19 protein-coding genes are annotated in these 22,043 nt (G+C 35.2%); 2 read left to right on the top strand and 17 right to left on the bottom strand.

The genetic code is table 11. From position 1 onward, the window contains the following. Nucleotides 1-84 precede the first annotated feature (84 nt). The 16 genes from NMG63_RS04655 to NMG63_RS04580 all read right to left on the bottom strand — a co-directional run bounded on the left by NMG63_RS04655 (nucleotide 85) and on the right by NMG63_RS04580 (nucleotide 19,348). Complete coding sequence (locus tag NMG63_RS04655) at nucleotides 85-1,023, bottom strand: DMT family transporter (protein ID WP_254006481.1); 939 nt, start codon at nucleotides 1,021-1,023, stop codon at nucleotides 85-87. Further along, entirely contained in the window at nucleotides 1,013-1,849 is an 837-nt protein-coding gene (locus NMG63_RS04650; RefSeq protein ID WP_254006480.1) for a LicD family protein, read from the bottom strand. Before NMG63_RS04650 ends, NMG63_RS04655 begins: the two co-directional genes overlap by 11 nt. Next, nucleotides 1,850-3,595 carry an NTP transferase domain-containing protein gene (locus tag NMG63_RS04645; protein ID WP_254006479.1) on the bottom strand — a complete coding sequence of 582 codons (1,746 nt, stop codon included), beginning with the start codon at nucleotides 3,593-3,595 and terminating at the stop codon, nucleotides 1,850-1,852. A 57-nt stretch (nucleotides 3,596-3,652) separates the two neighbouring features. Next, nucleotides 3,653-4,825 (bottom strand): glycosyltransferase, encoded by a 1,173-nt coding sequence (locus tag NMG63_RS04640; protein ID WP_254006478.1) that lies wholly within the window; start codon nucleotides 4,823-4,825, stop codon nucleotides 3,653-3,655. Further along, a complete protein-coding gene (gene wecB / locus NMG63_RS04635) occupies nucleotides 4,825-5,949 on the bottom strand; it encodes a non-hydrolyzing UDP-N-acetylglucosamine 2-epimerase (RefSeq protein ID WP_123171474.1) in 1,125 nt (374 codons plus the stop codon). Before wecB ends, NMG63_RS04640 begins: the two co-directional genes overlap by 1 nt. Continuing rightward, nucleotides 5,950-7,059, bottom strand: coding sequence for a polysaccharide biosynthesis C-terminal domain-containing protein (locus NMG63_RS04630; RefSeq protein ID WP_254006477.1), 1,110 nt, complete (start codon nucleotides 7,057-7,059; stop codon nucleotides 5,950-5,952). Beyond that, entirely contained in the window at nucleotides 7,060-8,073 is a 1,014-nt protein-coding gene (locus NMG63_RS04625; protein ID WP_123171476.1) for a polysaccharide biosynthesis protein, read from the bottom strand. It abuts the gene before it with no gap. A gap of 5 nt (nucleotides 8,074-8,078) precedes the next feature. Then, nucleotides 8,079-9,284, bottom strand: a complete 1,206-nt coding sequence (locus NMG63_RS04620) for a glycosyltransferase family 4 protein (RefSeq protein ID WP_013852967.1) — start codon at nucleotides 9,282-9,284, stop codon at nucleotides 8,079-8,081. A gap of 9 nt (nucleotides 9,285-9,293) precedes the next feature. Further along, complete coding sequence (locus NMG63_RS04615; RefSeq protein ID WP_123171477.1) at nucleotides 9,294-11,066, bottom strand: EpsG family protein; 1,773 nt, start codon at nucleotides 11,064-11,066, stop codon at nucleotides 9,294-9,296. Nucleotides 11,067-11,134: 68 nt separating this feature from the next. Continuing rightward, nucleotides 11,135-12,463: an exopolysaccharide biosynthesis polyprenyl glycosylphosphotransferase gene (locus NMG63_RS04610; protein ID WP_013852965.1), complete on the bottom strand. Its 1,329-nt coding sequence runs from the start codon at nucleotides 12,461-12,463 to the stop codon at nucleotides 11,135-11,137. Between the two features lie 274 nt (nucleotides 12,464-12,737). Then, nucleotides 12,738-13,904 carry an anhydro-N-acetylmuramic acid kinase AnmK gene (gene anmK, locus NMG63_RS04605; protein WP_123171478.1) on the bottom strand — a complete coding sequence of 389 codons (1,167 nt, stop codon included), beginning with the start codon at nucleotides 13,902-13,904 and terminating at the stop codon, nucleotides 12,738-12,740. Nucleotides 13,905-13,913: 9 nt separating this feature from the next. Then, nucleotides 13,914-14,816 carry an N-acetylmuramic acid 6-phosphate etherase gene (gene murQ, locus NMG63_RS04600; RefSeq protein ID WP_254006476.1) on the bottom strand — a complete coding sequence of 301 codons (903 nt, stop codon included), beginning with the start codon at nucleotides 14,814-14,816 and terminating at the stop codon, nucleotides 13,914-13,916. A gap of 84 nt (nucleotides 14,817-14,900) precedes the next feature. After that, complete coding sequence (locus NMG63_RS04595; RefSeq protein ID WP_003773626.1) at nucleotides 14,901-15,743, bottom strand: MurR/RpiR family transcriptional regulator; 843 nt, start codon at nucleotides 15,741-15,743, stop codon at nucleotides 14,901-14,903. 21 nt (nucleotides 15,744-15,764) lie between these two features. Continuing rightward, on the bottom strand, nucleotides 15,765-16,937 hold the full coding sequence (locus tag NMG63_RS04590; protein ID WP_123171480.1) for a PTS transporter subunit EIIC: 1,173 nt from the start codon (nucleotides 16,935-16,937) through the stop codon (nucleotides 15,765-15,767). 68 nt (nucleotides 16,938-17,005) lie between these two features. Next, entirely contained in the window at nucleotides 17,006-18,043 is a 1,038-nt protein-coding gene (locus NMG63_RS04585; protein ID WP_123171481.1) for a MupG family TIM beta-alpha barrel fold protein, read from the bottom strand. A gap of 3 nt (nucleotides 18,044-18,046) precedes the next feature. Continuing rightward, nucleotides 18,047-19,348, bottom strand: a complete 1,302-nt coding sequence (locus NMG63_RS04580; RefSeq protein WP_003773620.1) for a PTS sugar transporter subunit IIC — start codon at nucleotides 19,346-19,348, stop codon at nucleotides 18,047-18,049. Nucleotides 19,349-19,519: 171 nt separating this feature from the next. Between NMG63_RS04580 and NMG63_RS04575 the strand changes: the two genes are divergently transcribed. Further along, on the top strand, nucleotides 19,520-19,750 hold the full coding sequence (locus tag NMG63_RS04575) for a hypothetical protein (RefSeq protein WP_013852959.1): 231 nt from the start codon (nucleotides 19,520-19,522) through the stop codon (nucleotides 19,748-19,750). A 125-nt stretch (nucleotides 19,751-19,875) separates the two neighbouring features. Then, nucleotides 19,876-20,814, top strand: coding sequence for an IS30 family transposase (locus NMG63_RS04570; RefSeq protein ID WP_254006434.1), 939 nt, complete (start codon nucleotides 19,876-19,878; stop codon nucleotides 20,812-20,814). Between the two features lie 52 nt (nucleotides 20,815-20,866). Here NMG63_RS04570 and NMG63_RS04565 read toward each other — a convergent pair whose 3' ends face one another. Continuing rightward, entirely contained in the window at nucleotides 20,867-22,027 is a 1,161-nt protein-coding gene (locus NMG63_RS04565; RefSeq protein ID WP_254006475.1) for a VanZ family protein, read from the bottom strand. Nucleotides 22,028-22,043 lie beyond the last annotated feature (16 nt).

Raw genomic sequence — 22,043 nt, 5'->3', positions numbered from 1 at the left:
TTATGTTCAAGAAAGACAATGAAATCAAGAAATTGAACATAAGAAAAAACAACACTTCCTTGTGTTGTTTTTTTCTTTAAATTTCTATTTCTTACGTCTAAAAAGTTCTATTAATTCCCGTGGGTTTTCGGAAGAAAGTATTGAGCCAATCATAATAAAAATAACAAGAATAAAATTCTTATAGTTAAATGTATGATCAACCATAAACTGAAACAGAAATGCCCAAGCAGGATAACTAATATTGAGTCCCATCGCTTTACTTGGACCTATAAGAGATATAGATTTATAGTAAAATGAATACGAAATCGAACCAATGATTCCACTGATTAGAACCATTAAGAATATTGGATTTTTCACAACTAAAAACTGAAGTTGTGAATAGCCAACCAGTGGCATTATGATCAATCCATATGTGAGAAATGATACAAGTTGACGAATTGCAAGTGCAATATGAGATGGAACATCTTGTTTAAGTGCTGTACTGATTATTACGGCTTCACTTCCCCATCCGATAATGCATAGAGTTATAAAGAATAGGCCAGATTGTAAGTTCGTAACCCCTACACTGCCTGTAAACCCCATGAGGATAATTGCGGATATCGCAATTAGAAGTCCTAAGAGAGTTCGTTTGTTTGGTTTTTCTTTTAAGACAATAAAGCTTAATACTGCCCCAAAAAGTGGATAGATTGCAGAGATGCTTGCGGAGATTGCAGGTCCAAGGTGGTTAATGGATAAGATGTACGCACCCATACCTATAGGTCCACCTAACAGTGCTGCGATAGCTATAATCATGCCTGATTTGGAAAAAAGAACACGAATTAAATCGTTAGCCTGTCTCTGAATCAGAATGAGGATCAGTAAAAATAGGAAGGATGCACCATCATGGATAAATGTTGAGATTAGTGGTGCATTGGAACCAAAAGCTACGAACATCGTTGATGACAAGACAACACCAATCATCACCGTATCGAGTCCCCAAAAAAGACCCGAAAATAAACCAGTAATCGTTCCCTTATTTCGCATTGCGATGATCCTTTAAAACGACCTCATGATTGGAAACACGTTCTGATTCTGGAGGTAATTGCATATAATCCCCATAATTTGAAGTTAGAATTTCATCATATGCCGTTGGAATTAAGAATTCGTGGCCTTCAAATACACCTGAGGTAACAGAATCTAAGATTTCATTACGAATAAATGTTGATTTATAAATTGCGTCGTTATAATTGAACACAAGCATATTCGCATATTCTGTTTTCTCATTGTTATATTTTTCAATCCAATATTGACGTTTTTTATACAAACTTGGAAGCAAGAAATTCACGCGGTAAAAGATACGATTTAGATGATAAAAAATATTTTTGATGATACGTTTTTTGCCGGTATCTTCATCTGTAACAAATGTATATACAAATAGAGAAATAAGTTTATTGTAGAAACCTACTTTTTTCTTTTGCTCATCACGAAATGCTATATCATCTGGAATGTTATCATAAGGAAATATATCAATCCAAACACCGTGGTTTATCTTAAGATACTCAGTTGATTTTTCAACAAGCTCAATCTTATTACTTCGAATCTTACTAAAAGCGTGATAGTGATCTTTTTCAGTATCAAAAGATTGGTAGAAATAATCTTTATCTAATTCCTCAGAAACAATCGATTCGAATCGATTAAATTCACTGCGAGACATATTGACATCAATATCATCATCCCAAGGAATAAATCCTTGATGACGAATTGACCCTAATAATGTTCCTGATGAGAGTGAATAGATAATATCATGTTTTCGACAAATTCGATCGAATTCGACGAGAATATTCAACTCTTCTTGCTGTAATTTGTTCATTTAGTCCTCCATAGACAACGCTAAGCGTGCATACTTATGTGCATAGTGGTATTGATCCAATGAATAACTTCCAAACGATTCTCCGCTGGCTTGTTTAAATTGAGCCCATAAAGCCCAGAGATATCCTGATAAACTAACATACATAAATAAGATTTTAGACTCCTGTTTTGTAGGTTTTCGTTCAAGATAGATTTCAAGTAATTTTAAGATTTGATCATCTTGATGTCCTGAGTAAATTGCGTGCATTGCGATATCTAATATTGGATCGCCCATGGCTGCATATTCCCAATCTAAGAGTCGTAAAGAACCATCATATAATTTCACGAAATTCGATTCCACTGGATCAATATGACATAAAACTTTCGGACGGTCAAGTGTATTAAGATAGGATATTTCTTCATCAACGAGTCTTGATACCTCATTGATATCATCGAATAAAATCGCATTAGAATCTTTACATAAAGTCATATAATATGCAATGCGCTCTTCTAAATTAAAGGAATGGCTCACTGAGATATCGCTTGAGTGCAACATTCGTAAGATACTAAAAGCTTGTGGTATATCATCTTGGGTAATCGACTCACAATTATCATAATAACGTGAAATTTTATAACCGTTTTCTGGGTTGATATAATAAAGCTTATCCGATAACTTTAAGTGATTAATTGCCTGGTACACTTCCGCCTCTTCGCGTCGGTTTATCAGTTGTTCAGTTCCTTTTCCAGGAGCCCGAAACACATAAGACTTGTTATTGACTCTGAAGATAAAGGAATCATTTGTCATCCCTTTTTTCATGGACTCAATTCCGGTTATCTCATTTGATGTAACTCCGAAGACATTACAAATAATTGAAATCATTTCATTTTTTGTCTCGGTAATATATGTCGTATCAAAAACACGTAACTCTTCAATTGATTCGAACTCGAAAATTGACTCTGGTTCGACCTCGTTTGAATAAATATGAATTTGATTGATTCGATCGAGCCAGCAGTTCTCCCAGTAATACTGCTCTTTTCCAGCAATCTTAATATCCTGATTAACTGCTTTAATTATTTTTTGAGATGTTTCGGCGTCAAAAAATGTGGGTCCATAAAGGCCAAGTACATCCTTGCCGCCAATTTCCATCTCAGTAATAAGGCCGCTTGGTGCTGTTTTTGCAGTCCATTCATCCGTTTCACCTTCAAAAAATGTTGTAGCGTACCATGATTTAAATTCATATTTATGGAACATATTTTCCATAATATAGATATCTGATGGCATAATTAACGTGTTTTTCATAACATCTTGTGCATGATAAATCGTAGAGATGTTGTTGTATCGATTGTAATCGGGATTATGAATCAATTTGACCCCGTATTTCGTTACGAGATATTCAAATTTCTCTTTGAGATAACCGACTACGACATATATTTCTTTAATGCCTACTTCTTGAAGTTGTTTGATGAGTCGTTCGACCATTCGCTCACCGTGAACTTCCATAAGCCCTTTGGGTGTTTCATAGGTATAAGGTACAAACCTTGATCCAAACCCTGCAGCCATAATTATTGCGTTATCGACCTCGTATTCTTTAAGAAACCTAAGTCCTTCTTTTGTAATTTTGAAATTATTTACATATCCTTGATTGATGCAATCATTCAAGAGTGAATTAACTTTCCCTAAGGAAAAATTTGTGTGTTTGCTTAATTCACGCTGTGATGAAATTTCATGCTCAAGTAACGTTCTGAGAATATAAAATTTCGAAAACATAAAAACCTCCGTTCAAATTTGCTTACATATTGTAACATTTGAACGGAGGGTTTTCAATTACCGCTGATACAACTTAAGAGTGTTTGACACAAATGTATGGGAATCGTGAGTCAAACTATCAAAGTGATCAAAAGATATTTCTTTATATGAATTGAGTTCATGAACAATTGCTTCCAAATCGCCTTGGGGAATAATTGTCATAAACGGCTTAATCGAAACTTCTTTATTACCACCTGTATCATATGCAATCACAGGTGTATGACAGCAAAGCGCTTCGATATTTGTTGTAGGATAGTTATCCTCATAGGTTGGATTGATAAAACGGTGCGAAAGTGTGTAATACGCTGCAAGTTGCTCTGCACTGTCCGTTCGTAATACACCATCAATTGCAGCGGGTAATGAATTCTTTTGCTCTTCAGTCAAACCAATCAGTACAATTTTGTAATTATCAGAAATCATGGTACTTAGCTTAATGAAGTCGTTTAAGCCTTTGCGCTGCTCCCAAACGCTTGCAACGCCAAGTAAAACGAGTTTATTCTCATATTTTTTTGTTAATTCTGAATCATATGTAGGTTTAAAGAGATCCGTATTAATACCATTATGGATTACTTCGCACGGATACTGAGCTAAAAAACTTTTTGAAAGTAATTCTTTAAGCCAATAAGATGGCGTCACTAAGGTTAAATTATCGAGACCACTAAATGCTTTTTTCTTCCAAAGGAAATTTTTCTTTTGGCGTTTAAATACTAATGCTTCAGGATAATCTCGTGTTGAATTACATTCAACACAGCCTTCATTCCACGTTTTACATCCGTTGAAATCAAAATAAGCACTGCTTCCACTGATTGGCCAACAGTCATGAAAGGTCCAATAAATTTTTCCCTTAAATGTTTTTAATGCCTCAAAGAGCATTTCAACATTTAAGTAGTATCCGTGTAAATTATGCAAATGAATCACATCCGGATTAAAGGTTTCAATTTTTTCAATTAGTTTTTGAGTTGCACGATTTGAATGCAGTCCATGTCGGTTAAAGACACGCGTCATGAAAACATGACTGTATGTCGTAAGCTTATCACCAATATAGAACGTATCCGTATCTTCTTTTGCCTGATGACGACCGTAACATATTAAAACTTCGTGGCCCTCTTTTTTTAGTCCGTTTGCGAGATCTCGTACAATTTTACCGGTACTTCCGTAGTCACAAACCGAATTAACGAATAGAACCTTCATTATTTACTCCAAACATTGCGATTTATGTAGTCAACATAAGAAATAATAATACGTAATACTTTTTCAGATACATTCGGCATGCTGTAATCAGAAACATAGCGTAATGTTTCCGGTTCTTGTTCTTCCAATACTTCTAGCCCTTGTAAAATACGTTCTTTTTCGAGCCCTACCATCATTACAGATGCTTCTTCCATTGCTTCTGGACGTTCATGAGCTTCACGTAGATTAAGTGCTTTGAACTTAAGAATTGATGATTCTTCACTAATCGTTCCACTATCACTTAGAGTAGCTTTAGAATCCACTTGAAGTTTTACGTAATCATTAAATCCCATTGGTTTCATAATTTTCACAAGCGGGTTAAAAGAAACACCTTTCGCATCGATCATGTTTTTTGTGCGTGGATGTGTACTTACTATAATGGGCATTTGGTATTTTTCGGCAATTGCATTTAAACTATCAACTAGATTCAAGAAATTTCTTTCTGAGTTAATATTTTCATCTCGGTGTGCTGACACGACAAAATATTCACCTTTTGTGAGTTTAAGTGATTCAAGAATTGTACTTGCGGCAATATCATCCTGACGCGATTGAATGACTTCATACATCGGGCTACCAGTTTTGATAACGCGATCAGCGGAAAGACCTTCTCGTAATAAGTACTCGCGAGCAATATCACTGTAAGTTAAGTTGATATCAGAAATATGATCAACAATCTTACGATTTGTTTCTTCAGGAACACGTTGGTCAAAGCAACGATTTCCAGCTTCCATATGGAAAATTGGAATATGCTTACGCTTTGCAGCGATTGCACAAAGACAACTGTTGGTATCTCCAAGCACTAAGAATGCATCAGGATTTACTTCCTCTAAAACAGGTTCAATATTGATAAGGATATTACCAATCGTACCAACGGGTTTACCCGTAGCGGTTTCTAAAAAGTAATCAGGTTTTCTAAGTTTAAAGTCATTAAAAAACACTTCATTTAATTCATAATCGTAGTTTTGTCCTGTATGCACAAGCACATGTTCAATTGCATCACTTGATTCTAAACGATTAATCACTGCAGATAAACGAATAATTTCAGGACGTGTTCCCACGACAGTCATAACTTTTAGCTTTTTCATCTAAACCTCCAAATAGTGTGTATCGGGCGTATTAGGATCAAATGGTTCATTAACCCACATGACCGTGATTAAATCTGTTTCACCCGTATTAATGATATTGTGTGTGTAACCGGTTGGAATATCGATAACCTCAAGCTTCTCACCCGATACATGATATTCTATAATCTCTGTTTCAAAGATATCCCTAAATTGGATACAACCTTGACCGGAAACAACTAGAAATTTTTCATTTTTACTGTGATGCCAGTGATTTCCTTTTGTGATTCCAGGCTTTGAAATATTGATACTTACCTGGCCACGTTCCGGTGATTTTAAAAATTCGGTAAATGAACCACGATCATCACATTTCATATCGAGAAAATAATTAAACGCATCTTTAGGTAAGAACGAGAGGTATGTACTATACAGTTTTTTCTCAAAACCTTCTTTAAGATTGGGTACAAAAAGTGAATTGCGTGATTCTTTAAAAGAATGTAAGAGATCTGCAATCTCACCTAAAGTAACATCATAAGATGTTGGTACCGTACAGTAAACCCCTTCAACAACAGTAGGAGATCCATTAATTGCTCTCACAAGTTCAAAAACAACATCATCAATATACATGAGGTTTAATGAGATATTTGGATCATTAACTTGGATGGCTTCATTTCTTGAAATTGCATGACACCATGTTGCAATAACTGTGTTGTAATGAGGACGAGACCACTTTCCAAATAGATTTGAGAAACGGTAAATCCACACTTTAGCACCTGTTTGTTCCATATGACGAATTAAAACCGATTCACCTTCACGTTTACTACGACCATAATCATTATCAAGCGCAGCTTGAATACTGGACGAAACGAGAATAGGCGCTTTATTATTATGCTTAGCTAATGCACTACATAAGTGTTCGGTAAAACCAACATTACCTTTTTTAAATTCTTCAGGATCGGTAGGACGGTTAATTCCTGCGAGATGTACAACAACTTCTGCATGAGATGCATAAGCCTCGAGTTCTTCAAGTGTGTTGTTGCGGTCATATGCGAGTACAGTATGACCAAGATGATTTAATGATGCTACAAGATTTTTTCCAACAAATCCCGAAGCACCTGTAACAAGAATTTTCATCTACATCATGTCCTTCAGTTCATCTTTAATTTCATAAAGATTAACTAACTTAGCCTTGATTTCTTCAACATTAAGTCGGTATGTGTTATGAGAATTATATTCTTGTTCTTCATGAATTTCTTCACCCTCCATGAAATATTTATCATAGTTGAGATCGCGTTGATCCATAGGAACTCGATAATAATCTGTAAGATCTTCAGCTTTTTCGAATTCTTCTTTAGTTAAAAGCGTTTCATAAAGTTTTTCACCGTGACGTGTTCCAATAATGCGGGTTCCTTTTTGGTATCCTGTAAGTTCTATGATTGCCTGTGTTAAATCTTCAATCGTACTTGCAGGTGACTTTTGGACAAAGAGATCACCGGGTTCACCGTGTTCAAAAGCAAATAATACTAATTCAACTGCTTCGTCTAAACTCATTAAGAAACGTGTCATATGTGGGTTTGTAAGCGTTAATTCTTTACCATTTCGAATTTGTTCTAGGAATAATGGAATTACAGATCCTCGTGAAGCCATAACATTTCCATAACGGGTTCCACAAATTACAGTATTTGTTTCTTTTGCAATACGTGCTTTCGCAACAAATGTTTTTTCCATCATAGCTTTTGAAATTCCCATTGCGTTAATTGGGTATGCAGCCTTATCTGTCGATAGACAAACAACGCGTTCAACACCACAATCAATGGCTGTTTCTAAGACATTATCCGTTCCGATAATGTTGGTTTTTACAGCTTCAATTGGGAAAAACTCGCAGGAAGGAACTTGTTTTAAAGCAGCAGCGTGGAAAATATAGTCAACACCTCGAACTGCATGAATCAGTGATTCTTTCTGACGAACATCTCCAATATAAAATTTTAAGCGATCATCATTGAAAAACTTACGCATGTCATCTTGTTTTTTCTCATCTCGAGATAGAATGCGAATTTCTTTAATGTCTTCATTTAAAAGACGACGTACAACGGCATTTCCAAATGAGCCGGTACCGCCTGTGATGAGTAATACTTTATTTTTAAACATATTTTTTACGCTCCCATGTGTTTTATAATTATTTCATATGCGTGTGCAACGGTATAATGATTCATTAAGTATTCATGCCCCTTTGCACCCATTTCTATTCTTAAAGTCTGATTGGATACGAGCGTATCAATTGCTTGATACCATGCCTCAACATCCGTACTTTCAATCCCAAATCCATATTGATTGGTCATTGCAATCGTTCCGATATCAGTCGCTGTGTCTGTAGCACAAACAACGGGTTTAGAAGCCTCGAGATAGGTCAAGAGTCTTTGCGGATAATTTGGTATCGTAAAACGATGATCTAAGAATATCAAACCAACATCACATTGACTTACAAGACTATTATATACCCTACTTTCAAGTTGCCCTAGGAAAAGTGTGTTGGATATATTGTTTTCTTGAATAAAGGAAGTAATCAGTTCCTCTTTTGCACCCGACCCTGCGATTAAAAACACAATACGATCATCATTTTTAATGCGATCGATACATTCGATCACAAATGGAATTGCCTGTGGTGCCCCTAAGTTACCGCCATAGAGAAGAATCGTTTGGTCATCACGAATGGAATACGTCTCACGAATGGAAATGCTGTCATGAGCTGTATTGTTTTCGTTAATATCTAATGCGTTTGGTAAGATTTCGAGTCGTCCTACGGTAGATGGATGATGTTTTTCCATATAGTTTAGGTTCGCAGGTGACATCGTGCCAATCACATCAAACATTTTGTAGAGTGCTTTTTCTTTATGAGAGAAGAAACGATGAATCAAACCCATTTCTTTCATAAATCCAAGATCAACGGCATTTTGTGGAAAGATATCTTTGAGCATTAAGTAGAGTAACGCGTTTGGATTCTTTGTTTTAAGATAATTAACGGTTTTTAGTAGTGTTATAGGGGGCGTTGAATACAGAATAAGATCAAACGATTCATGTCCCAGATGTTTTTTCAGCGCATTCTTGAATTGTGAATCAATTCGAAGGGTTGCGATGCCTTTATCAATTAAATTACTATTTTTCGTTAAATTTCCAGTTTTAATGCCAAGATAGTGCATACCAAATTGTTCATAATACTCTGTTTCTTGGCCTAAACGTTTTTCACGAGCATATGCAATCGTAACATCATGTCCTTTTTTCTGAAATTCAGAAAGTAGATCAAAGTAAATACTGTGACGATGCATCCCTGAATTTGTTGAACTTAAATAAAGTACTTTCATAGGACCTCCTTAATATTGCCACAATAAAGAACCATCTTTATTGTAAAGGCGTTGACGACAATATGTATCTACAGTGATAACACCATCCGGTGCAATCCGATAAAAATCATTACTTAAAACAGGTACAATGGGTTCAAATGACTCATCTACATAAATAAAGAAATGATAATCAATGTATTCAAGATCTAGAATCTTGTAGGCATAAGGTTTGTTGAATTCAACATATTTTGCACTTATGATTTCATCTTTATAAGGAAACATATTAACAATGCTTTCAGGAAGTTTCTCAACATCGTAAGATTTGACATCAAGTGCTTGCGTTGTGATTTCTTGACGTTCAAGTGAATCCTTGCTTAAAGCTTCTTGAATGTGTTCTTTGGTGACTTCTTTACCCGCTAAATCAAGATACTCTGTAGATTTAAAAGCTTGTTTTAAGTCATCATTTGGAGTATATGCAACAAGTGAACCATAGACCGTTGGCTTACGTTTAAAGGTCGGTTCAACAATCCAAGTTCGATCGGTTCCTAAAATTCCATACAGTTCTGATTCATGATCCCACATTGCATAATAGGAAAGATTCTCTTGATACTTTGATGATGAAGGTAACGCGGCTTGAGAATCTAAAAGCTCATCGCGCTCATCATTACAATTACGTCGAACTGTTAGATATGCAAAGCGATTGTCATAATCATCATAGCTCGGACGATTGAAAATTGTGTTAAATCGTAATAACTTGTTTGGACCACGATAATTAGATTGGTGCATGTAGGCATTGATGTCTTTGTAGAGAAACAAACCTGTAAAACATGCGAGTCCTGTATAGATTAATCCATTCAAAACTTTTGAGTCTTTTAAGAAATAGTGGTCAAGTATATACTTGAATACGACGATGCAGAGAATAAACGTATAAATCGTTGTTCGACCAGCAATTAATTCTGAGAATTTCAAACAAAAGTAAACTGCAAATCCAAGTAAAGTCGAATCAACCATGAATTTCTTAAATACGGAATCCGTGATTTTATCGTAGTGATAAAGAATTACTGTAGCGAATGCAATACGGACAATTCCTGCAAAGTTCAAGACTTGTGTCTTCGCATCAATATATCCCATTATTTTCTTAGATCCTGGAATAAATGGAAGGTGTGCGAGTACACGTTGCCATGGAATGAATGCAAAAACAAAAGAAATACCAAGAACAATGATCAATGTTTTTTTATTCCATTTAACGTTGCGTGCTAAGAATATAATCGGTAGGTAGAATAATACAGATATATGGAATAGCGCAAGTGCTGCTACAAGTAAGATTGATTGTTTTTTGGATAGATTTTTTTGAGGATTAAAGAAATAATAGGACGCAACTGCCATAACAAGACCTTGACGAATTGCACTTAAATTCCAAACAAAGAAAAACATACCAATAAAGAGAATCAGCGAAACGAGTGATGAATCAGTCGTCTCATCAATCCATTTTACAAAGAAACCGAGTGTAACGGCTCCAAAAAAACCAATAAAAAATTGGAATGGTAAACCAATGGATTTAAATATAAATATAAAAATGCGAAATCCGAGTTCAATGTTACTTTGATGGTCTAACATTTTCCCAAACGTTGTTACGTTTTGTAAATTATAGAGATATTCATAGGAAAAATAATCTGTACCTACACCTACTCTAAAAATTACGATAATAAAAAGTGGGACCGTTGCCAAATAAAACTTTTGCTTTTTTGTTAATTTTGGTAATAAACTAACAATAAAAGGAAATACCAGTGCAAAATAGTACATAATTACCTCCAATAAAATAATATAAAATAATAAGTCTTAAAGATAAATTCCCTAAGACTTAAACGAGTTTAAAACCCTTCTGTACTGTCTTTTTTAAAAATAACTACAACAGTGCGTAAGATTAATTTAAAATCAGTCCAAATTGAATAGTTTTCTATATACATAAGATCCATTAGAAGTTTATCTTTTGGAGATGTATTGTACTTACCCTCGATCTGCGCTAGACCTGTTAAGCCTGCTTTAACCTTCAAGCGGTAAGCAAATTCGGGCAACACTTTTTGATAAGAATCGACATTTTCAAGCATTTCAGGACGAGGACCTACAATGCTCATTTCACCTTTAAGTATATTGATGAGTTGGGGAAGTTCATCCATACGAATTTTACGAAGAACCTTTCCAACTGATGTGATTCGGTCATCATGCTCTGTAGCAGAATAATTTTCAACATTTTCTTTCATTGTTCTGAATTTATAAACATCGAAAATGCGTCCGTCAATTGTCGCTCTTTTTTGTTTAAAAAGAATTGAGCCACCATCATTAAGTTTGATCGCAATTGCTGCGATAATCCAAATTGGTGATGATAAAATGGCACCAACTACCGCTACAAAGATATCCAAAATTCGTTTTAAAACACGTTGTTCGAAAGATAGACCTTGAATATTTACCTCAACCATAGCCTTATCATCGACAACCATCGAGAACCCTGATAATTCAACAATATCCGAAATCGAAGGCGCAAACATGAAATTTAATTGATGCTTGTAACAAAGATCAACCAGACGTTTTCGCTCACTTATAGGTGTTTCTAAGATTACAACATAATCAACATTGTAAAGCATTGCTTCCAAATTCGGATCATCAACAGCAATGCATCCTAAAATATCATATTGCAGCTTAAAACGCTCTAAATAATGTTTAACTTTTCCTAAACTCACTTGGTCGTTTTCATCATATACAATAATAGTACGAGACGGCTTGTACATCTTGAAGTAAATATAATTGCCTAAATAGGCAAAAATCACAATCCCAATAATCTGAATGAGTATGGTATAGAATAATAAATCCAATTGCTCAATTTTAAAAGATTGATTGTTATTAGGATTTGTATTCATGACCATCAATTGAAAAAATGTCGCTAAATCCGTTAACATAATTGCAATCGTTGAATTATAAATAATTGGTTTGCTCTTTTTTACACCAATTTCGAAAGGTCCGTAAACCTTAAGCATTAAAATGCCAATCAAGATAAAGGTCGAACCTGTAATGACCGCTGTTCTTGACCAATTTTGTAGTGCAATATTTTCTTTTCCAAAGAGATAAAAGAATACCGCTGCTAAAAACACAAAGATAAATCCCTTTAGAGCCACAATTACTAATGACTTTAGATTTTTACTCATATTTTCTCCTAATTATTAACTACTACCCGTAAAACACAAATTCGTTTTCATATAGAAACATTTTTATATTTTTAGTAATCAAATACGTTATAGATAAAGTGTAATCACAATAAATTCCATTGAAGTGGTTGAATCATGTTTCAATGGAATCATTTTGTATAAAACACAGTAGATAACCTATTTATCCTTGTCAATTATATCATTTTGACGTATTAGATTCAATATTGATAGAACGTCTTCAGTAATTGTTAAGAAACAATAAAAAAAAACAGAATCAATCTGATTCTGTTAGTGATGACCACGGGTTTGGGCAGATTTGACCAAGGATCATATGTTCTTTCGAAGCTGTTGCAGATGGCACATTACTTGACCTGCCCGCCAATGTTTCATTACCCAATATTGCAAACGCAATGGCTTCTTTTGCATCACTTGAAAAACCGAGGTCTTCTTGAGTACAAACCATGATGTCATCAGGTAACATCATGCGTATTTCTTCGAGCAATACGGGATTATATGCGCCACCACCACCAATAATCACTTTATCGATCGTATGTTTAGGCATAATAAAACGTTTGTATGCATCTGTAATTGAATGTGCTGTAAATTTTGTTAATGTATAAATAACATCATCAGCATCATAACCTTCTTTATATAATTTTGAAACTAAGTGCTCTCCAAAAAGCTCGCGTCCAGTTGATTTGGGTGGTTCAAGTTTTAGATAAGGATGATTTAAAAGTTTTTGATAAAGTGCTTCGATTAAAGTACCTTTTTTCGCATGTAGCCCATTCTTATCATATAACTCATTATAATAGTGAGATGTTGCTGCATTCATCATCATATTACCCGGACCGGTATCAAAAGCATACAAATCATCAAGCTGAGCATTTTTAGGAATTACCGTAACGTTACCAATTCCACCGATATTTTGAAGTAAAACCGTTTTATGTTTTTCGCGATACATTAGAAATTCAGAATATGGAACCAGTGGAGCACCATCCCCACCTGCCACAATATCCATGACTCTAAAATTAAAAACTACAGGAACCTTATGATGGAATGCGATGATTGATGGATCTCCAATTTGAAGTGTTGACTTCATCAATTGATTACTTGGATTTGGAAGATGGTATAATGTTTGTCCATGGGAAGCTACAAAATCAAGTGATCCCTTAAAATTACTTTCTGTCAGTACTTTTGTCGTTGCATCATTAAAGAGGTGTCCTAATTCAAAATTCAGTGAACAAATTTCATCAACACGTGATGTTTCTGGTACACTGGCTCTTAAAATTCGTTGACGAATCTCTTTTGGAATCTCAAGCGTTACAAAATGAATTAGAGTACATGACGTTTCAGTACCCGAACCTTTGATTTCTACTAAAGCTGCATCAATCCCATCAAGAGATGTTCCAGACATCAGTCCAACTGCATATTTAGTTTCCATATTGTTCCCCTATTTATTTTCCAAAGCACGTGTAATATGCCCTTGGTTTTGGTTTAGAAGATGTAACGCTTCTTCAACATCAAGATTACATAACTCCATTACAATGGCTACTTTGACACTTTTATCACTTAAATTCAATAAATCGGTTGCACGTTCATAAGTACACCCAGTTGCGTTCATAATTATATTGCGTGCACGTTCGACAAGTTTTGCATTTGTTGCTTTAACATCCACCATTAGATTTCCATAAACTTTACCCAGTTTAATCATCGCTCCGGAGGATATCATATTTAAAACCATCTTCGTTGCAGAACCTGATTTCATACGTGTAGAACCTGTTATAACCTCTTGCCCAACTACAACTTCGATGGGATGATCGGCGTATGCAGCCATCTTGCTTTGAGAAACACATGCAACTGAAATTGTTTGAGCACCAAGTTCTTTAGCGTATTTAAGACCACCAATACAGTAAGGTGTTCGACCGGATGCACCAATTGCACACAAAATATCATCTTTCGAAAAATTAATGGCTTTCAAGTCCGTCATACCACTAACTTCATCATCTTCAGCAGCTTCAACTGGATGTCTTAAAGCGATGTCACCACCTGCAATAATTCCTATTACTGACTCTTCGCCAACACCAAATGTGGGAAGACATTCGGATGCATCAAGGACGCCTAGACGGCCTGATGTACCAGCCCCCATATATACAAGGCGACCACCTTGAGCAATTGCGTCATAGGTAGCGTCGATAGCAGCGGCGATTTCATAAGTTTGTTCACCAACCGCATCTATAACACGTTGATCTTCATGATTGATCAAGGTTACCATCTCGACGGAATCGAGTCGATCGATATTTTTAGTATTTGGATTTTGAAGTTCGGTACCAATTTTTGATAAGTCGATTTTCATATATCTGTCCTCATTTCATTGTATATCTATTATACCTTCTTTGAAATGATATTTCAATTTAATTAACAAAAGCGTGAAATAAAGTTAAATATTTCGAATTGATTTAATCGTGTCGCGTGTATTTACGATCTTACGACGTGTTTCTTCTATATTGTTTTTCGCAACACCCAAGTAAAGTAAATCTGAAATAGCTAACATTGAAAAACGTGATGCAATAGAACCCAAACGAACTTCTGACTCTTCTTTAGGAATGTTAATGACAAAGTCAGAATTCTTCGCAAGCTCATTACGTCCTACTTGAGTGATCGCAATCGTTGTAGCCCCTTTATCTTGAGCGAGTTTTTGAGCCATAATAATTTCACGCGTTTGACCCGAATAGGATAAGGCAATAGTGACATCGTTTTCAGTTATATGCGTTAGTGAAGACATTTCCAAATGGAAATCATCGAAATAAACAACATCTGCATCAATACGAACGAACTTATGGTAAAGGTCCTGACAAACAATACCTGAACCTCCAATACCTAAGAGATAGATGCGACGCGCATTGCTTATTGCTGCAATTGAAGCATCCAACACCTCAAGATTCAAAAGTTTATATGTGTTATCAAAGGTTCTATGATTGCTGTAATGTGATTTACGTACCATGGTTTCAATCGTATCTTCTTCTTTGATGAGTTTATCAAACGATTGTTCTTCTTCACTGTGATCTCGAGCAAGCTCTACTTTTAGGTGAGTGAATCCGTTATAGCCAATTTTTTTTGAAAAACGAACGATTGCAGCTGCAGAAGAATTAATCTCCTTCGCAAAATGTTGCGATGAAAAATTAACAACTTCATCTTTATTCTCAAGAATGTATTCCGCAATACGTTTTTCTGTATCAGTATAAGTATGCATATTCTCTTTAATCCTATAAATACAACTCATCTAAAATCCTCCTATGATATATTATTTATCGTGTTCTTGTTTAACCAACGATTGATCATACATTCTAAAAAACGGAAAATAAACTAGCGTCGTAATACCGACTAGAATAAGTGCTAATAGCAGTGAGCGCACATCTCCTAAGGTTGAAATAAATAAACCTAAGGGCATGGGAATTACCCATGGTGCTACAATACTTGGAATCGAAACATAACCTAGATTCATTGCCCAGTACGCAACACTTCCTGTTATTAACGGTGCTAAGAAAAAAGGCACTCTAAAATACTTATTCTCGACAATCGGTGTTCCAAAAATTATATTCTCGTTAATATTGAATATATTTGAAAGAAGACTATCTTTTCCAAGTGTTTTAAGATGACGGCTTTTCGCAAAAAGCAAATTAACCGTTAATCCTAATGTGCATCCAGATCCACCGATCCAAACACACCACCCTAAGAATGCTTCCGTACCGATATATACGGGTAAATTACCTGAAACGATCATAAATCCGTTCACAAGCATCATATGGAACCAAAACGGTCTCATTAATGTTCCTATAACGCCAACACCATGAATCCCTAAAACCCAAAACATACAAATAATCATGATGAGTGATAGTATGATAATAAATTCACTCAAAACATTGGTTACTACTATAATACCATTAGCCAGCACTAGAAAGAAATAATTAAAAATAAATATAAAGATTAATAGACAAAGCAACATGACGATAGTTGGCCATAAGCGGTTATAGTAATCCGTAACGGCTTGGGGAATCCGCGTTCCTTTAAACTTAAACGAATCCAAATAATTGAAAGCGAGTGATACGATTACAGATACGATCATCGTAACCAATGGAAACGTGGTTGTGTGTCCATTTGGAACCAAAACAACTCCAGGTAATAACGATAAGAAAACAGTACTCATCGTAAAACTCAGATCAACATTCGTATTTAAAACTTCACTCGCAATTAGATACGATAAAGAAATCGATAACATGACGCAATATAGCTGGTAAAACAGAACAGCTTGATTACGAAATGGATCACGAACCCAACCGATTTGATCAAACTGATAATACACAAAAATACAAACACCCAAAACGATATTGATATATGCCATTTTATTAATCGCATTTTTTATAGCGTTTAAACAACGACTTCCCTGTATCAATGAAACAAACTTTTCTAAAAACATAATAAACTTCCTCTTCTACTTACAGTATTGCGTACTTAGCATTTTAAAAAAGAAGGATAGAATCCTTCTTAGTCAATACGCACAAATTTTATTTTAGTATATCGATCAATGGCATGAACAAGATCTACGTAATCAGGATGAATAAATCCGATTACATTGGTTCGTGCATCCATTGGAAATGCTTTTTTACAAATTTGCATTTCACCACTGTATCGTCCCGATAATTCATTCTCAATCGTAATCGCTCCACGGACACGCGGTCCATTATCGGTTACGGGAATCCCAGGAATACGTGGTGTTAACATACGAATCACATTTTCAGATAAATCCTTACGCACTTCAAACGTTTTATCATACATATCCGGTGCATTTTTAGTAAAGAATGCAGGTATATGCATAATTGAATCTTTCATATACGATTCAATATAGAATAACGTTTCAAGGTGTGCTTTACTATCTCCAATTAGAATATCCGTGATACCACAATCATGAATCAATTCCACGGCTGCAAGATACGGATTACATTGACGATGTTTCTCAACGGTAGGTAAACCCTCATAAAGAGGGAATCGTTTTAAAGCATCACCGGGTACAAAAGCCATAATTTTTATATTGTGACGAATAAATACTTCATTGATTTTTTTAAAATAATCTAACGATAGTCCCGTCTCCGTTTTAGGATAAAAGTTATGTAGAACAGAAATATTCTTAAAATCAACACCTGCTTCCAAAGCATCAAGAATATACGGTTCATTTACAACACTTGCATTCAACATTAAATCAAAGTCTTTTTGAAGTGATTTAACGACATCAAAGTCATCAAATCCATAGTCAAGACGTAGTGATGTAAAACCAAGTGTTTTAAGTGCTTTATAATCATTTGCAGCAATTCCCAGTTTCTCAAAAGTTGCAGGAGAAATATCGGGTACTAGTTCAAGACCTAAGCGTTTAACTTCCGATAAAAACTTTGGCATTTCTTGATCCAATTTCGATAAATCTTCTTCTGGAATATGAAGTGAAGTAAATAAATACTTCACTCCTATAGCAGCCGCAGCTTCTAAATATCCGTAATCTAAATCTTTAAAATAGCTTGAGATACCTAACATAATTTAGTTTTCTTCTGCTTGTTCCGCAGCAGCCATTTCAGCGAGGTCGTTTTTCTCCATTGCCTTCACAAATGGATAGAAGCATAGGAACATAAATACCCAACCAACGAGTACAAACGCTGTTGCTGGAATACTTCCTGCTGTCGCTAAATATGTTTTAATCGGTGCTGGTGTAATCCAAGAAATCATCAATGCCGGTACTGGTATAACACCTAATGTTGTTAAAACAATTGCGGCAAGTGCTAGCACTAAGTAACTTAAGATGAATGGAATCATCATGAGTGGATTCAACATAATTGGTAATCCAAAGATAAGAGGTTCACCAATATTGAATAAGGATGCAGCTAAAGCAAGTTTACCTAAACCGCTTAAACGTGGTGATTTTGACATAATTAAGCAAAGTGATAATGGGAACAACCCGGTCCAAATATAGTTATCCATAAATACGGATGTATATGTGTGTGGGAGATTTGCAAGTGTACCGGTAGCTTCAAATGCAGCAAGGTTCAATTGTGACATTTGACCCCAGAATGTACCACCTACTGAGTTTACGATGTTAGATCCGTGAATTCCAACAGCCCATAAGATTCGGTTTAAAAGTGTTGCAATCATCACAACAATTGGTGAATCACCAACGGCTACTAATGGTTTAAACACACCTGCAATCAATTCTGGAATGTTTAATTGGAAAACATGACCTAATAACCACCAGAATAAAATTACAAAGAAACTTGGGATTAAAGCGATAAATGATTGAGATACCATTGGAGGAACTCCCTCTGGCATTTTAATAACAAGTTTTTTATTAACAACAAATCGATAAATTTCAACCGTAATAATTGCGACAATCAATGCAGCGAATACGCCAAGTGCGCCCATATATGTTGATGGAACACCTGTAAACTTACCTTCAACACCATCAACCATTGTTGTAACAGTTTGTGCTGGATTTAAAAGTAAGAATGATGCAACGGCTAGGATCATCGGTTGAACAATATCGTGATTTTCTCCGCGTTGTTTGTTGTAGTACTCGACCAATCCATAAGATGTCGTGATTACAGTATAGAGGGCAATAAAACCTGTCCCTACTCCAGATGCTGCTGCAATAACCCAGCGTTTATCTCCTAAGAAATCAGTCCAAGCTTTAACCGGGAATGATGCAATAAGTAAAAATACAGAACCAATAACTAATAAGGACATGATTCCAAGTCCAGTACGTTGCATTACTTGAACGTATTTTAACTGAGAAAATTTGATGAGTGGTGGGGCAATCTTCTCTTCTATAAATTGTGTTAACTTCTCCATATTAACTCCCTTTCCTGCACTTGTTAGTGCTTACATATGAATAGTAACCGATTTCAAAATATATTTCAACCTTTCTTCGCAAATATTGGAATATTATTTCAATATCTTTGTTTTTTTATTGTAATCGGTTCCATATTTTGCTACTATTAATTTGTAGAAAGAGGTATTAATATGAATACAATTATTATAAATAGTCCTATCATGCAAAAACAAATTCAAAAAATTGTTGAAACAATGACCGATCCGAAATGCACTTTTGTAAAGAAAGATGGTATCAAACTCTATTTCGAAACGGACATGGAAGATAAGGACGAAGCGTGCAAACGCATTAAAGCTGAAATCAAAAAAGATCCTATGGCTGGCGCAATTATGTTTACAGTCAAAGCAGATGAATATATCTAAAAACAATATAAAACGTTCACTGATAACAGCGAACGTTTCCTAAATTCAAATCTCAACCGCACCACCCAAGGTGCGGTTGTTTTTGTATAATAAAAGGAGCCCACCCGACTAAAAGGAGCTCCCATATGAAGTATAAACAATTAGATAAAAAAATGAAAGACCAAATTGATATTCTATTAAGCATCGGCTACTCTATGCGCAAGGCAGCACGTAAACTCAATATATCTCATTCTACGATTTCTAGATATAAAAATAATGTCTATAAGAAACGAACGATTGATATTCGAGAAAAATATTCCCACCTAATCGAATATCTGCATTCTCACTATGATCCTAAAGTTCATTCGGTAGAAGTATGCTTGAGTAACTATAAACGATATCATCCATATAAACCGTGTGTTTCATCGCAGCAAGTCTATAACTGGATTAATCAAGGTAAACTTGATATAAAACCAAATAGAATGTGCTATAAACGTCGAAAACGTAAAAAGAGAATTAGTGGAATGATGAATCACTTGAGATGGAACTTGGAAGAGAAAACAGTACTTCCAATTAGCCTTAGACCTAAATACATTGAGAAACGTAACGAGATTGGCCATCTCGAAATCGACTCTATAATCGGTAAGAAACATGAATCTGCAGCGATTATATCCATTGTAGACCGCTGCTCAAGAATGACCTGGCTTATTAAAGCAGAATATCGATATGACTATTACACATCAAACTTAATTCGAAAATTTATTGAAGAGAATAATATAACCACGAAATCGATAACAGTAGATAATGGACTTGAATTTAAAACATTAGGAATTACAGCCAAGCGGTTGGGTGTGAAACTATATAAGTGTGATCCATACTGTTCTTTTCAACGTGGAACCAATGAACGAGCGAATGCAATAGTAAGAAGGTTTATACCAAAAGGTAAATCAATGTATGATATAGCGCAACAATATCTTGATGATATTTGCTTCAAAATTAACTCAATGCCGCGAAAAATATTTGACTTCAAAACGGCCTATGAGATAGACTTTAATAAAAGTAAAAGTGGTGCGGTTGAGATTTGATAAAAGAAAAACGTTCACTGATAACAGCGAACGTTTTTTTATGTATTTTAAACTATGAATGCATCGACTCTTTTTCATGATAAGTACTAACAATAGATGTTTTCGAAATCCGTTCATAAAAAAGGCGATAATCCTTGCGAAACAATGTTGAAATAATATGACTCACAATAAATATCCAATAACCTAAAATCACCAATAAATAGAGGACCGACGTAATGGTACCAACATATAAATTGGTTGATGAAACCATTTCAAACAGTGCCCCTGTAATATCTCCAAAACGAATGATAAATATATAAACAAGAACAGTTCTTAAAATTATAGATTTGATTCTTGATGCACTCTGCTTTGCCACGATACGTACTTGCACCACTGACATACCTACGGTTGATCCTTGATGTACAATTGGCCATATCGCAAAAAAGAAGATGAATCCAATGAAGTTAACCATCGACACAAATACATGATTCTGGGCTACTTCGGGATTAATTGCACGCATTCCAAGCATAAATACTGAAAGAACCACTGACATTATCGCTGTATCAATCATATAAGCGACAAGACGCCGTATATAAGTAACTCGAACCGATTTTTCAGCAGATTCTAAGTCCAACGCTTCTCGAGATGGAAAAAAGTAAGTCATTAAGGGTGCGATGCCATATCCGAAAAGCCCACCCAAAGTATTTAAGATTAAATCATCCACATCGAATAAACGATAAGGTCCTGGATACAGTCCATAAAGCCCTGTAAGCTGTGTTAACTCAAAGAACAATGATAGTATAAAACTTAAAATCACTGTTTTCTTTAAATCACAGTTAAAGTAATAACGTAAATAAATTCCAAAAGGGACAGTCATCAGGATATTAAAAACCGGTTGAGTGAATACCCCCTCTTTTAATCCCATCAGAATAGAGCTTGGATTTGATAAACGCATCGAGGACTCTCGAATAAAGTCTGATATAAATGAGAATGGAATGGGTTGAATCATATCTTTCCAATGTGTATGCACTGTTTGTCGATCGGGTAATGGTAAAATTACCAGATAAAAAGCACACAGTAAATAGAAAATAAAACTGTAGATTACCACAGCCCGCCATTTTGAGACCGAGCCATGTTTATGATAATCATAAATTAAATATGGAATTAACATCGCAAATGCAATGAAAGGAAAACTGATTAGAGCTGTTCGTATTGGATAAAAATAGGTTTGCATCGTCAATTCCCCTTTC

Origin of the sequence: Erysipelothrix amsterdamensis, from assembly GCF_940143175.1 — a bacterium.
Classification (GTDB): Bacteria; Bacillota_I; Bacilli_A; order Erysipelotrichales; family Erysipelotrichaceae; genus Erysipelothrix; species Erysipelothrix amsterdamensis.
The sequence above is the reverse complement of the archived record's forward strand: the minus strand, read 5'-3'. Positions and strand labels throughout refer to the sequence as shown.

Bases quoted from the DNA above. Each gene is read 5' to 3' on its own strand.
- murQ (WP_254006476.1), bottom strand. From the start codon at position 14,816: ATGAAAATCGACTTATCAAAAATTGGTACCGAACTTCAAAATCCAAAT.
- NMG63_RS04590 (WP_123171480.1), bottom strand. From the start codon at position 16,937: ATGTTTTTAGAAAAGTTTGTTTCATTGATACAGGGAAGTCGTTGTTTA.
- NMG63_RS04610 (WP_013852965.1), bottom strand. From the start codon at position 12,463: ATGAGTAAAAATCTAAAGTCATTAGTAATTGTGGCTCTAAAGGGATTT.
- NMG63_RS04650 (WP_254006480.1), bottom strand. From the start codon at position 1,849: ATGAACAAATTACAGCAAGAAGAGTTGAATATTCTCGTCGAATTCGAT.
- anmK (WP_123171478.1), bottom strand. From the start codon at position 13,904: ATGGAAACTAAATATGCAGTTGGACTGATGTCTGGAACATCTCTTGAT.
- NMG63_RS04640 (WP_254006478.1), bottom strand. From the start codon at position 4,825: ATGAAGGTTCTATTCGTTAATTCGGTTTGTGACTACGGAAGTACCGGT.
- NMG63_RS04585 (WP_123171481.1), bottom strand. From the start codon at position 18,043: ATGTTAGGTATCTCAAGCTATTTTAAAGATTTAGATTACGGATATTTA.
- NMG63_RS04575 (WP_013852959.1), top strand. From the start codon at position 19,520: ATGAATACAATTATTATAAATAGTCCTATCATGCAAAAACAAATTCAA.
- NMG63_RS04595 (WP_003773626.1), bottom strand. From the start codon at position 15,743: ATGAGTTGTATTTATAGGATTAAAGAGAATATGCATACTTATACTGAT.
- NMG63_RS04570 (WP_254006434.1), top strand. From the start codon at position 19,876: ATGAAGTATAAACAATTAGATAAAAAAATGAAAGACCAAATTGATATT.
- wecB (WP_123171474.1), bottom strand. From the start codon at position 5,949: ATGAAAAAGCTAAAAGTTATGACTGTCGTGGGAACACGTCCTGAAATT.
- NMG63_RS04630 (WP_254006477.1), bottom strand. From the start codon at position 7,059: ATGAAAATTCTTGTTACAGGTGCTTCGGGATTTGTTGGAAAAAATCTT.
- NMG63_RS04620 (WP_013852967.1), bottom strand. From the start codon at position 9,284: ATGAAAGTACTTTATTTAAGTTCAACAAATTCAGGGATGCATCGTCAC.
- NMG63_RS04565 (WP_254006475.1), bottom strand. From the start codon at position 22,027: ATGCAAACCTATTTTTATCCAATACGAACAGCTCTAATCAGTTTTCCT.
- NMG63_RS04580 (WP_003773620.1), bottom strand. From the start codon at position 19,348: ATGGAGAAGTTAACACAATTTATAGAAGAGAAGATTGCCCCACCACTC.
- NMG63_RS04655 (WP_254006481.1), bottom strand. From the start codon at position 1,023: ATGCGAAATAAGGGAACGATTACTGGTTTATTTTCGGGTCTTTTTTGG.
- NMG63_RS04625 (WP_123171476.1), bottom strand. From the start codon at position 8,073: ATGTTTAAAAATAAAGTATTACTCATCACAGGCGGTACCGGCTCATTT.
- NMG63_RS04615 (WP_123171477.1), bottom strand. From the start codon at position 11,066: ATGTACTATTTTGCACTGGTATTTCCTTTTATTGTTAGTTTATTACCA.
- NMG63_RS04645 (WP_254006479.1), bottom strand. From the start codon at position 3,595: ATGTTTTCGAAATTTTATATTCTCAGAACGTTACTTGAGCATGAAATT.